Here is an 11,431-nt window from a genome sequence, read left to right on the forward strand (position 1 = left end):
GATGGACAAAGTGGTGGCCACGGCCCTGGAGGCCCTGGCGGATGTGACAGACGGCCGGTCGTTCGCCGTCGGCGGCTTCGGACTGAGCGGCGTGCCCGAGGTCCTCATCGACGCCCTGTACGAGTCAGGCGCGAGCGGCCTCGGCGTGGTGTCGAACAACTGCGGCGTCGACGGCCGCGGGCTCGGCATCCTGCTGGCCGCAGGCCGCATCGCCCGGGTCACGGGCTCGTACATCGGTGACAACAAGGAGTTCGCCCGCCAGTACCTCGCGGGCGAACTGGAGGTCGAACTGACACCGCAGGGCACACTCGCCGAGCGGCTGAGGGCGGGCGGCTGCGGCATCCCGGCCTTCTACACCCCGGCCGGCGTCGGTACACAGGTCGCCGAGGGCGGTCTGCCGTGGCGCTACGCGGCCGACGGATCGGTCGCCGTGGCCTCGCCGCCCAAGGAGGTGCGGACCTTCGACGGCGTGGACCACATCCTGGAGCATGCCATCACCACGGACTACGCGCTGGTCAGGGCCGCCCGCGCGGACCGGCACGGCAACCTGGTGTTCCACCGTGCGGCCCGCAACTTCAATCCGCTGGCCGCGATGGCCGGGCGCATCACCGTGGCCGAGGTCGAGGAACTGGTCGAGCCGGGAGCGCTCGACCCCGATGAGATCCATGTGCCCGGGGTGTTCGTCCAGCGCGTCGTGGCGCTGACGCCCCGGCAGGCGGCTGACAAGGGAATCGAGAAGAGAACGGTGCGCGAGCGATGAGCTGGAGCAAGGACGAGATGGCGGCCCGCGCCGCGAGCGAGCTGCGAGACGGAGACTACGTCAACCTCGGCATCGGTCTGCCCACCCGCGTGGCCGGCTTCCTGCCACCCGGCGTCGACGTGGTCGTGCACTCGGAGAACGGGCTGCTGGGCGTGGGGCCGTACCCGTGGCCCGACGAGGTCGACGCCGACCTCATCAACGCGGGCAAGGAGACCGTGACCGTACTCCCCGGAGCGTCCTTCTTCGACTCCTCGCTCTCCTTCGGCATGATCCGCGGCGGCCACATAGACATCGCCGTCCTGGGCGCGCTTCAGGTCTCGGTCCGCGGCGATCTGGCCAACTGGGCCGTCCCCGGAAAGATGATCAAAGGGATGGGCGGCGCCATGGACCTCGTCCACGGAGCCCGCCGGGTCGTCGTGCTGATGGAGCACACCGCGAAGGACGGCAGCCCCAAGATCGTGGACGAGTGCACCCTGCCCCTCACGGGCCGCGAGTGCGTGCACCGGATCATCACCGATCTCTGCGTCCTCGACGTCATACCGGACGGGCTCGAACTCGTCGAGACCGCACCGGGAGTGACCGAGGATCAGGTCGCCGCCTGCACCCCTTTGGCCGTCCGCCGTCAGCCTGCCGGGAGTACGCCATGATCGAGCGACCACGTGACGTCTACGTCGTCGACGCCGTCCGCACCCCCTTCGGCCGTTACGGCGGTGCCCTCGCCGGCACCCGCCCCGACGACCTCGCCGCCGGTGTGCTGCGCAGCCTCCTGGACCGCAGCCCCGACCTGGACCCGGCACGCATCGACGATGTGCTGCTCGGCAACGCCAACGGTGCGGGCGAGGAGAACCGCGACGTGGCGAGGATGGCCGTGCTGCTCGCCGGGCTCCCCGTCAGCGTGCCCGGCGCCACCGTCAACCGCCTCTGCGGCAGCGGTATGGAAGCCGTCATTCAGGCCGCGCGGGCCATCGCCCTCGGCGACGCGTCCATCGCGGTGGCGGGCGGCGTCGAGTCCATGAGCCGGGCGCCCTGGGTGCTGCCGAAGCCGGAGCGGGCCTTCCCGGCGAAGGACCAGCAGCTGTACTCGACGACGCTCGGCTGGCGCATGGTGAACCCGCGGATGCCCGAGGAGTGGACGATTCCGCTGGGCGAGAGCGCGGAGCTGGTCGGCGCCAAGTACGGCATCACCCGCGAGGCCCAGGACGCCTTCGCGCTCGCCAGCCACCGCAACGCCGCCTCCGCCTGGCGCGACGGCGCCTACGCCGGAGAGGCCGTCCCCGTCGAGGGCGTGGACCTGCCGCGCGACGAGGGCATCCGCGACGACACCTCCCCGGAGGCCCTGGCCAGGCTCAAGCCGGCCTTCGTCACGGACGGCACCATCACGGCCGGCAATGCCTCGCCGCTGAACGACGGGGCGGCCGCGCTGCTGCTCGCGAACGAGGAAGGGCTCGCGGCGATCGGGCGCGAGCCCCTGGCACGGGTGCGGGCGGCGGCGGTGACGGGCATCGAACCGCAGTACTTCGGCCTCGGCCCGGTCGACGCCATCCGCAAGGTGCTCGACAAGGCGGCGGTCGCGCCCGCCGACCTGCACACGACCGAGCTCAACGAGGCCTATGCGGCCCAGGCACTGGCCTGCCTCGCAGCGCTGCCGGAGCTGGACCCGTCCCGCGTCAACCCACGCGGCGGCGCCATCGCGATCGGGCATCCGCTGGGCGCCTCGGGTGCCCGTATCACCGGAGCGGTCGCGCACCAGCTGGCCGCGGCGGGCGGAGGGAGGGGACTGGCGGCCCTGTGCATCGGCGTGGGCCAGGGGCTGGCCCTGGTCCTGGAGCGCTGAGGCGGCCCAGTTCGCCGGGTCCCGGAGGTGCAGAGGGCTCAGCCGGCGCGGCGCAGAGCCGCCGGGGTGGTGCCCAGCTTGGCGCGCATCACGCGCGTCAGGTGCTCCTGGTGGGAGAACCCGCTCTCGACGGCGACCTGCCCGATCGCGTCGGCTCCGGTGCGCAGCAGTCGGCAGGCGTGATCGAGGCGCAGCTTGAGCAGGAACTGGTGCGGCGACTGCCCGGTGCTCGCACGGAACTGCCGGGTGAACTGGCTGGGGCTGAGCGAGGCCACGGCGGCGAGCTCCGCGATCGGCAGCGGTTCGGCCAGCCGCTGCTCCATGAGCTCTCGTACGGCGTCGAGCTGCCGGGTGGACAGCCCGGAGCGACTGGGCTGCGCTGAGGTGGAGCCGGCGGCGGCGTGCCGTTGCACCAGCTGTGCGGCCAGCATTCCGGTCAGGTGATCGATGTAGGTACGGGCCGACGGTTCCCAGCGTCGTACCGCACCGTCCAGGGCCAGTATCAGCTGCTCGACGAGCGGGTCCGTGGTCCCGAGCTCCTCGGACAGCTCCACGGGCCGGCCTTCGTTGGCCTCGTGCAGCGCGTCGTCGGCGAGGTAGGCGTGGATCGTGTCCAGGTTGCCCGTGAGCTCGACGGCCAGTGTCCGCCCGGCCGGCTGCAGGAAGAGCCCACCGGCGGAGATCGTCCGTGACTGGACCTCCGGGCGCTTCCCGCGTCGGACCGTGACGGGCCCGTTCAGGTGCAGGATGAGCAGGTGCGTGGGGGCCGGATCGAATTCGGCACGGTAAGGCTGCTCCTGCTGGGCGGACAGATACAGCCGCTCCCAGCCGAGCCCGGCACTGCTGTGCCGCGGCTGCACGCCGGGCTGCCGCAGGATGCCGACGGTGTCGGCCAGTCTGAGCTCTGCCATGGCGCCACCTCCACCCAGCAGCCATTGGTTGAAACTTGAACTATAGTCGACGGGGTCCCCGAAGGGAAGGCTCCGGCCGCTCCTCATGAATTTCGCTGCGGTGGGGCGGTTCGGCGTCGACCACTCCGGGTGACTGCCGATTCGCTCCGCGGCACGGCAGCGCCAGGGCGGTCAGGCCGAGGGCGAGACCGAGCAGATTGCTCGCGATGTCCTGGGAGTCGGCGGCACGCAGCAGCCATGGCAGGGCGTACTGGGTCGCCTCGATGCCGAACGGCAGTACGGCGGCGGCCGCGGCGGTCAGCACGGCCCGTACCCGCGGGCGGAGCCGGGCGATGGCCACGCCCAGCGGGACGAACAGCGCCACGTTCAGGCTCTGCTGGTTGATGGCGGCCAGCTCGGCGAGCCGGGGAATGTGCCAGCTCGTCTGCCAGGCCGGTTCCGCGTAGCGAACGTTGTCGATGTAGTGGCCGTCGAGGTTCGGAAGCAGGGTCAGGGTGACGATGCCGCCGAGCGAGAACACCAGGAGGAAGGCGGCGAACGGCGTGGCGCCGAGCCTGCGGCCGAGCGGATGGCGGCACAGCACTGCGGCGAGGGCGGAGAACAGCGTCCCCGGCCAGAAGAGCGGGGTGGCATGCAGAACGGCTTCGATCACGGAGAGTCCTTCGGGACGGGCAGCTGTGGCAGGGGGCAGGGCTGGGCGCCGCGGTTCAGGGAGCGGCGGGGCCTTGGATGCCTCGGCCCGCTCGGTCGAAGGGCCAGACGTTGGGCTTGCAGCCGTGCAGTCCCTTGATCTGCTGCATCATCACGGGGGCCGGGCTGCCCGGGCCGGGGCAGCGCTCGTGGCCGCGGCCGAGCCGATGGCCGACTTCATGGTTGATGATCAGCGCGTGATAGGCGGCGGGCCGGTCCCGGTAGTAGGGACTGAGCAGCAGCCAGCGCTTGAGGTTGACCACGACATCGGTCCCGCCCTGGCAGTTGACCTCGCCGCCGGTGTCCAGGCCGAAGCGGGCGCAGAGCCGGTCCGTCGTGGAGGGAGAGGCGAGGTGCACCTTGAAGGCGTAGGGCGGCCTGTCGACGCGCTGGAACGCGGTGCCGCTCGCGGTCCAGCCGCGCGGGTCGGCCAGGATGCGGTCGACCTCCCTGGCGAAGGCCCGCGGATCCTGGCCGGTTCCGTCCTCGACGTCCACCGCGTAACGCAGCGGCTCTCCTTTACCGGACACGGCCGAGCCGCCGGTGGCCGGGGTGAACGTGCCCCTGCCGTTGCCCGGCACCGTGGCGGTCGGTGCGGTGCCGTCCGGGCCGCCCGACCCGGCTGCCTCTGTCTGCCCCCGGCCTGTGTCACGGCCGGCCGCGACGTACAGGCAGGCGATGAGCGCCCCCAGCACGGCCATGGCCAGGACGGTGGTGCGCCACGGATGTTCCTTGGTTGTTCTGCGGTGGCTCATGCGCCCATTGCACCGACCTCGATGTGAACCAGGCGTGAGCGAATGCGCTCACGCCTTGCTCACCCGGGTTCTTCCGGTGTCTCACCCTCGTGCGGCGGCCTGCCTGGTCGGCAGCGACACACACACCGTCAGCCCGCCGCCGGGGCGCGGTACGGCCGTCACGTCGCCGTCGTGTGCCTGCGCGACCGCCCGCACGATGGACAGGCCGAGACCGCTGCCGCGCGCCGATCCGACCCGGTCGACGAGGCGGCGGAAGGGCTCGAAGAGCAGGGGGATCTCGTGCACGGAGATCACCGGCCCCGTGTTGGTCACCTCCACCTGCGCTCCCTGCGGGCCGTGGCGCGTGACGACCTCGAGATGGCCCCCGCGCCGGTTGTGACGCACAGCGTTCTCCACCAGATTGCGGACCAGTTGCTCCAGCAGGATCGGGTCGCCGACGGTGGGCGCCGGAGAGAGCCACGGTGTCACCCGTACCTCTTGCCGGACCGCCTCCGGTCCGGCCGTCTCGATGACGGCCGCGCAGATGTCCGCCAGATCCAGGGGATGACGGTCGGTCAGCGCGTCCTCGGCGCGGGCGAGCGTCAGCAGGGCATCGATGAGTCGCTCGTGACGGGCGTTGACGACGAGCAGCTGATCGCCCAACTGCTGTATTTCAGGCGGGGCGTCGGCCCGGTTCATGGCCACCTCGACCAGGGTCCGGTTGATGACGAGCGGGGTCTTCAGCTCATGAGCCGCGTTGGCGATGAAGCGTTCCTGGCCCGCGAAAGCGCTGTCGAGTCGGTCGAGCATCTGATCGAAGGCATCGGCCAGCCGCTTCACCTCGCCCGCAGGGAGGTCGAGAGCGATACGCCGGTGCAGGGTGCGCCCCGCGATGCGCTCGGCGGTGGAGGTGATCCGGTGCAGGGGGCGCAGCAGGTGTCCGGACACGAGCCAGCCTGCCGTCGTGGCGAGCACTCCCACCGTCAGGACGGTCAGACCGCCCTTGTACAGCAGGTTCCTGCGCATCGAGTCCATGATGATGGCCTTGGTGGCCGCGTCGCTGTCGGGCGCGTGGTCGGGGGAGAAGACGACCTCCAGGCTGTACTGCATGCTGTTGCGCACCAGGATGACGGCCCCCACGAGAACCGCCGCCGCGGCGACGAAGAACAGCAGGCCGAACACCGCGGTGAGGCGAAGCCGCAGACTCCCGCGCCAAGAGGACCTGCGCTGTGTGGCGGGGGCCGGCTGCGGGGCGACTGCGCTCATCGGACGCGGTATCCCACACCGGTCAGGGTCTCCACGACCTGTGGTTCACCCAGTTTGCGGCGCAGCCCTCGCACGGTGACCCTGACGATGGTGGTGAACGGGTCGATGTTCTCGTCCCAGACCCGCTCCAGCAGTGTCTCCGCCGAGACCGGAGCCCCGCCCGCGCGCAGCAACTCCTCCAGCACGGCGAACTCCTTGCGTGACAGGTCCACCCGGCGGCCGTCCCGGTACGTCTCGCGCAGATGGGGATCGAGGCGGATGCCCGAGCACTCGAGCACCGGCGGCGGTGCAGGCCGGGCCCGGCGGCCCAACGCGCGGATGCGGGCGACCAGTTCGGCGAAGGCGAAGGGCTTGGCCAGGTAGTCGTCGGCGCCGATGCTGAGCCCGGCGACCTTCTCGGCGACGGTCGTCGACACGGTCAGCATGAGGATCCGTACGTCGGTGCCGGAGGCGACCGTGCGCCGGCACACCTCGTCGCCGTGCAGCCGGGGCAGGTCACGGTCGAGGACCAGCACGTCGTACGCGTTGACGGTCAGGCGCTCCAGGGCGGCCTCCCCGTCGTGCGCGACGTCCACCGCGAACGCCTCTTGGCGCAGTCCCTGCGCGATCGCGTCGGCGAGCATCTCCTCGTCCTCCACGACCAGAACGCGCATGTCGTACCCACCCCTCGTCCGTTGCCGTCGTGCTCCGCTGGGGGAGACGGCGGGAGCGGGGGATGCGTTCACTCACGGGCGGGGGCTGCCGGCCGCGGTCACAGGGTGGGATCGCCGAACTGCTCCAGCAGAACGTCGACCGGTGTGTAGGCCGCGGTGGCGGAGACACCGTCGTGCAGGACTTGTTCCGCCCAGATGACCTTGCCGCCACGGTTGTAGCGCGTACCCCACCGCTGCGCGAACTGCGCCACCAGGAACAGCCCCCGGCCGCCCTCGTCCGTGGTCGCCGCCCGCCGCAGCCGGGGCGAGGTACTGCTGCCGTCCGACACCTCGGAGGTCAGACAGCGCCCGTTCAGCAGCCGCAGCTTGACCGGTGGCGATCCGTACCGGATGGCGTTCGTGGTCAGCTCGCTGAGGATCAGCTCGGTGGTGAAGGCGACTTCCTCCAGCCCCCACTCCCGCAGCTTCTCCCTGCATTCGGCCCGGATGGACGGCACCACCGCAGGGTTCGACGGCACGTCCCACTCGGCCACGCGCGAGGGCGGGAACAGCCGGGTTCGCGCCGTCAGCAGCGCGATGTCGTCGCCGGGGTGTGTCGGCTTCAGCGCGTCCATCACCATGCGGCAGGTCTCCTCCGGGGTGTGGCCCCCGGCCCCGCCCAGCACGTGGCGCAGCCGCTCCAGACCCACGTCGATGTCGCGGGTACGGTCTTCGACCAAACCGTCGGTGTAGAGCACCAGTTGGGAACCCTCCTGGAGGTGCAGCTCGGCGGTTTCGAAGGGGTAGCCGCCCAGACCCAGCGGTGCCGAGGCCGGCACGCCGGGACACGTGACGGTTCCGTCCGGACCTACCACCACCGGTTCGGGGTGCCCCGCGCGGGCCATCGTGCACGCCCCGGAAACCGGGTCGTAGACCGCGTACAGGATCGTCGCTCCCGTCACCCCCTCACCCTCGTGGCCTTCGACGACACCGTCCGAGTCCTCCGAGTCCTCCGAGTCTTCCTCCTCGTCCATGCGCACGACCAGGTCGTCCAGGTACCCGAGCACCTCGTCGACCGGCAGGTCCAGCGTGGAGAAGTTGTGCACCGCGGTGCGCAGCCGGCCCATCGTCGCCGCCGCGTGCAGCCCGTGCCCCACGACATCGCCCATCACCAGCGCGACCCGGGCGCCCGGCAGCGGGATGACGTCGAACCAGTCCCCGCCCACCCCCGCCTCCGCCGGTACGTACCGCCAGGCCACCTCCAGCGCATCCTGTTCCGGCTGTCCCCGCGGCAGGAGGCTGCGCTGCAGTGTCACCGCCGTCGCGTGCTCCCGGGCGAACCTGCGGGCGTTGTCGATCGCCACCGCGGCCCGCGCGCCCAGTTCCTCCGCGACGGACAGATCATCCTGCTCGTACGGCGGGGAATCCGCGGTCCGGTAGAAGTTCACCACGCCCAGCGGCACGCCCCTGGCCTGCAGCGGCACGGTCACCAGGGAACGCAGCCCGCGCTCCAGGGCCTTCCTGGCGCGCTCCGGATCCTGTTGCTGCCATCCGCGGGAGTGCCTGAGGTCCGCCTCCAGTACGCCCCGTCCTTCCTGCAGTGTCCGCATCTGTGGCGTGTCCGGCGAGAAGGTGATCACTTCATCGAGCGGATACACCGGCATCCTCGACTGTTCGCCGCTGAGCGCCGCACGGTGCAGATGCCGCCATCCCTCCGCCGTCGGCTCCAAGCCGCGCAGCACCGCATCCAGCAGATCCACGGTGACGAGATCGGCGAACCGCGGCACCGCGACGTCGCCGAGCTCTCGGGCCGTACGCCGTACATCCAGCGTCGTCCCGATCCGCATGCCCGCCTCGTACAGCAGCGTCAGCTGCTCCCGCGCCACCTCGGCCCGCCCGGAGACCGCAACCAGCTCCGTGGTGTCCCGCAGGGTCACCACGTTGCTGTCCCGGTCCGTGTCCTGGTGCGTGGATCGCTTGCTCACCGCGAGCAACCGGTCGTCCGCGAGATGGACCTCATCGGTCACCAGCTCCGGCGACGTGAGCAGACGCGTGAGCTGCTCCGGCAGCCCCAGCTCCCGTACCGGGCGCCCCAGCGCGTCGGGCCGCAGGCCCAGCAGCCGCTTCGCCTCGTCATTGGCCAGCATCAGTCGTCCGCCGGCGTCGACGATCAGTACTCCTTCCCGCACCGAGTGGAGGACCGCGTCGTGGTGCTCGTACATCCGCGCCAGTTCCGCGGGAGCCAGACCGCGAGTCTGGCGCCGCAGGCGCCTGGAGATGAGCGTTGTCCCGGTCATCGCAAGTGCCAGGGCGGCGGCGCCGGAGCCGAGGATGATCGGCAGCTGTGGCATCCAGCGCTGCGTCACGTTGTCGATCGTGATTCCGGCGGAGATCAGCCCGATGACCTTTCCGTGCGAGTCGGTCACCGGAACCACGGCCTGCACGGCTATTCCCTTCCCTGCGGGCAGGGGCGGACCCCCGGCCTGCTCGATGACGGTGCGGCCCTCCAGCGCCGGTTTGATGTTGCCGACGAACTTCTTCCCGATCTCCTTGGGGTAGGGATACGTGTAACGAATGCCGTCGGTGTTCATGGCGACGATGAAGTCGACGCCCGCCTTCCTGCGTGCCGCCTCGGCGCGCGGCTGCAGTGCCGCACTCGGATGCGGGCCGCGCAGAGCTTCGTCCACGCCGGGGGCGTTCGCGAACGCCTGCGCCGCGACGAGCGACTCGCGACGTCCCTGCCCCACGGCGTCCCGGTCCGCCTGAATCACCAGAGCCGCCACCGCCGCGACAACGAGCAGCATCACGATGACGATCTGGAGGAGGAACACCTGCCCGGCCGCGCTGCGTGGGTTCAGCAGGGAATATCGGTCACGCAACCGCCGGGTGAGGGGATGACGCGGCGGGCTCTGAAAGCGCCCGAAAGGTCCCATATAACTTTCATAACACCGTCGCGTGAGCCCTGACCTGCTCAGCCGAATTCCGTCGCCGCGGGCAAGCAAGGCTTCTCGCCGGGTCACGGGGCGGTCAGGGCGTTCGGCGAGCGCAACCGCTGCCCGGGCCGCCCTACGGTCGTCGGCCCGCAGGTCGAGACGGAACGTGCCGTAATCGAGGGCCGACTAGCCTGGTGTGTGGTGACCCTCCCGTGAAGTCCATGCCCAAGGAGCCGGAGGATCTCGTACGAGCCCTCAGAGCCGCCGGGATCGGGGACGAGCGGCTGCTCGAGGTCGTGCGAGCAACACCCCGGGCGGGATTCGTCCCGACCGGTCACGTGGCCGATGCCTATCGGGACGTGCCCATTGCGATCGGGCAGGGACAGGTCACCACGCAGCCGTCGCTGTCCGCCATGATGATCGAGAGCCTCGGTCTGGACGGGAGCGAGCACGTCCTCGAGGTCGGTACCGGCCTCGGCTTCCAGACCGCGCTGCTCGCCCGGCTGGCCGCCGACGTGGTCAGCATCGAGACACGGCCGGGCATTGCCCACCAAGCGCGGGAGAATCTCGCACGCCAGGGCGTACGGAACGTGGAGCTGCGGGTCGGCGACGGCAGCGGCGGCGTGCCCGACCGCGCCCCCTACGACGCGGTCGTCGTGTCCGCCGCGTTCCCGGACGTGCCCACGCCCCTGGTCGCGCAGATACGGCCGCGCGGCCGTCTCGTGCAGCCGATCGGTCCCGGCGGGCACGAGCAGGTGGTGTGCTTCGAGCGCACCGCATCGGGACTGCAGCAGCTGCGGATCGTGACCGGGGCCTGCTTCGTGCGACTGCAGGGGCAGTACGCCTTTCCGCCGGGTGACGCGGAGTTCCCCTGAGGAACGGCACGGATGTCCCCGTCCCGGCCCCGCCTACCCATCCGCGACGCGTACGACCGCCAGCGTGATGTTGTCGGGGCCGCCTGCCTCGATGGCGGCCTTCCACAGCTCGACGGCCGCACGGCCGTCGTCGTGCTCCCGCATCACGTCGTCGATCAGGTCCGGCGGCACCGGGTCGGTCAGACCGTCGGTGCAGATGAGGTAGCGGTCGCCGAGCGACAGTGAGGCCGCTGCCACGTGCGGCTGCACGGGGCGGTACGTGCCGGTGCCGCCCAGGCACTGCGTCACGAGGGAGGTGGTGCGCCGCCCGGGTTCGAGCGGCGGGCTGTCGTCGACGCTCACCTGGAGCAGCCCGTCACCGGTGGCCGCGAAGACCCGGCTGTCGCCCACGTTGAACACCAGCAGCGAGCCCGGCTGTATGACCGCGCCGGCGATCGTCGTCCCCATGGTGGCGAGCTCGCCTCCCTCGTCGCCGCCGGAGGCCAGGTACACGGCGCGGTTGCAGTCGTTCAGCGCGTCGCAGACGGCGTCCTCGCTGCTCAGGGCGGGACCGATCGACGCGATCCGGCGGACCACCAGGGCGCTGGCCAGGTCGCCGCCGGGATGCCCGCCGAGCCCGTCGGCGACGGCGACGACGAGGGGCGTTGCGAGCGGGAAGAACAGGGTCTGCGGGCTCTCGGTCACCGTGGCGCACAGGGTCCACGGTCCGACGACGAGACTGTCCTCGTTCCGGGAGCGCAGCAGCCCGGGATGACTCAGCGCACTCACCGCCACGTACGGCACGGAACGCCACCGC

The 11,431-nt window shown here is 71.1% G+C and carries 11 protein-coding genes; 4 read left to right on the top strand and 7 right to left on the bottom strand.

All coding sequences use genetic code 11. The annotated features are described in order from the left end of the window. Position 1: 1 nt before the first annotated feature. Genes Q8A52_RS14760 through Q8A52_RS14770 form a run of 3 tightly spaced genes read left to right on the top strand, consistent with a single transcriptional unit; the run spans position 2 to position 2,594 of the window. Positions 2 to 760, top strand: a complete 759-nt coding sequence (locus tag Q8A52_RS14760; RefSeq protein ID WP_316752007.1) for a CoA transferase subunit A — start codon at positions 2 to 4, stop codon at positions 758 to 760. Continuing rightward, positions 757 to 1,407, top strand: a complete 651-nt coding sequence (locus tag Q8A52_RS14765; protein WP_316752009.1) for a CoA transferase subunit B — start codon at positions 757 to 759, stop codon at positions 1,405 to 1,407. Before Q8A52_RS14760 ends, Q8A52_RS14765 begins: the two co-directional genes overlap by 4 nt. Further along, the gene (locus Q8A52_RS14770; protein ID WP_316752011.1) at positions 1,404 to 2,594 is read left to right on the top strand and encodes a thiolase family protein; all 1,191 of its coding nucleotides are present in this window, start codon (positions 1,404 to 1,406) and stop codon (positions 2,592 to 2,594) included. The genes Q8A52_RS14765 and Q8A52_RS14770 overlap by 4 nt, the downstream gene beginning before the upstream one ends. Positions 2,595 to 2,632: 38 nt before the next feature. Here Q8A52_RS14770 and Q8A52_RS14775 read toward each other — a convergent pair whose 3' ends face one another. From Q8A52_RS14775 to Q8A52_RS14800, 6 genes are all read right to left on the bottom strand, one after another. Next, positions 2,633 to 3,505 carry a helix-turn-helix domain-containing protein gene (locus tag Q8A52_RS14775; protein WP_316752014.1) on the bottom strand — a complete coding sequence of 291 codons (873 nt, stop codon included), beginning with the start codon at positions 3,503 to 3,505 and terminating at the stop codon, positions 2,633 to 2,635. A gap of 40 nt (positions 3,506 to 3,545) precedes the next feature. Next, positions 3,546 to 4,157: a VanZ family protein gene (locus tag Q8A52_RS14780; protein ID WP_316752016.1), complete on the bottom strand. Its 612-nt coding sequence runs from the start codon at positions 4,155 to 4,157 to the stop codon at positions 3,546 to 3,548. Positions 4,158 to 4,212: 55 nt separating this feature from the next. After that, the gene (locus Q8A52_RS14785) at positions 4,213 to 4,950 is read right to left on the bottom strand and encodes a DUF3152 domain-containing protein (protein WP_316752018.1); all 738 of its coding nucleotides are present in this window, start codon (positions 4,948 to 4,950) and stop codon (positions 4,213 to 4,215) included. 81 nt (positions 4,951 to 5,031) lie between these two features. Further along, on the bottom strand, positions 5,032 to 6,195 hold the full coding sequence (locus Q8A52_RS14790; protein WP_316752020.1) for a sensor histidine kinase: 1,164 nt from the start codon (positions 6,193 to 6,195) through the stop codon (positions 5,032 to 5,034). Then, positions 6,192 to 6,848, bottom strand: coding sequence for a response regulator transcription factor (locus Q8A52_RS14795; protein WP_316752022.1), 657 nt, complete (start codon positions 6,846 to 6,848; stop codon positions 6,192 to 6,194). Before Q8A52_RS14795 ends, Q8A52_RS14790 begins: the two co-directional genes overlap by 4 nt. Positions 6,849 to 6,946: 98 nt before the next feature. Further along, on the bottom strand, positions 6,947 to 9,631 hold the full coding sequence (locus Q8A52_RS14800; protein WP_316752533.1) for a SpoIIE family protein phosphatase: 2,685 nt from the start codon (positions 9,629 to 9,631) through the stop codon (positions 6,947 to 6,949). A gap of 350 nt (positions 9,632 to 9,981) precedes the next feature. Between Q8A52_RS14800 and Q8A52_RS14805 the strand changes: the two genes are divergently transcribed. Further along, positions 9,982 to 10,635, top strand: coding sequence for a protein-L-isoaspartate O-methyltransferase family protein (locus Q8A52_RS14805; protein WP_316752025.1), 654 nt, complete (start codon positions 9,982 to 9,984; stop codon positions 10,633 to 10,635). 33 nt (positions 10,636 to 10,668) lie between these two features. Here Q8A52_RS14805 and Q8A52_RS14810 read toward each other — a convergent pair whose 3' ends face one another. Then, positions 10,669 to 11,418, bottom strand: coding sequence for a PP2C family protein-serine/threonine phosphatase (locus Q8A52_RS14810; protein WP_316752027.1), 750 nt, complete (start codon positions 11,416 to 11,418; stop codon positions 10,669 to 10,671). Positions 11,419 to 11,431: the final 13 nt, after the last annotated feature.

Source organism: Streptomyces herbicida (genome assembly GCF_032656585.1).
Classification (GTDB): domain Bacteria; phylum Actinomycetota; class Actinomycetes; order Streptomycetales; family Streptomycetaceae; genus Streptomyces; species Streptomyces herbicida.

Bases quoted from the DNA above. Each gene is read 5' to 3' on its own strand.
- Q8A52_RS14805 (WP_316752025.1), top strand. From the start codon at position 9,982: ATGCCCAAGGAGCCGGAGGATCTCGTACGAGCCCTCAGAGCCGCCGGG.
- Q8A52_RS14785 (WP_316752018.1), bottom strand. From the start codon at position 4,950: ATGAGCCACCGCAGAACAACCAAGGAACATCCGTGGCGCACCACCGTC.
- Q8A52_RS14760 (WP_316752007.1), top strand. From the start codon at position 2: ATGGACAAAGTGGTGGCCACGGCCCTGGAGGCCCTGGCGGATGTGACA.
- Q8A52_RS14770 (WP_316752011.1), top strand. From the start codon at position 1,404: ATGATCGAGCGACCACGTGACGTCTACGTCGTCGACGCCGTCCGCACC.
- Q8A52_RS14775 (WP_316752014.1), bottom strand. From the start codon at position 3,505: ATGGCAGAGCTCAGACTGGCCGACACCGTCGGCATCCTGCGGCAGCCC.
- Q8A52_RS14795 (WP_316752022.1), bottom strand. From the start codon at position 6,848: ATGCGCGTTCTGGTCGTGGAGGACGAGGAGATGCTCGCCGACGCGATC.
- Q8A52_RS14765 (WP_316752009.1), top strand. From the start codon at position 757: ATGAGCTGGAGCAAGGACGAGATGGCGGCCCGCGCCGCGAGCGAGCTG.
- Q8A52_RS14800 (WP_316752533.1), bottom strand. From the start codon at position 9,631: ATGCTGCTCGTTGTCGCGGCGGTGGCGGCTCTGGTGATTCAGGCGGAC.
- Q8A52_RS14790 (WP_316752020.1), bottom strand. From the start codon at position 6,195: ATGAGCGCAGTCGCCCCGCAGCCGGCCCCCGCCACACAGCGCAGGTCC.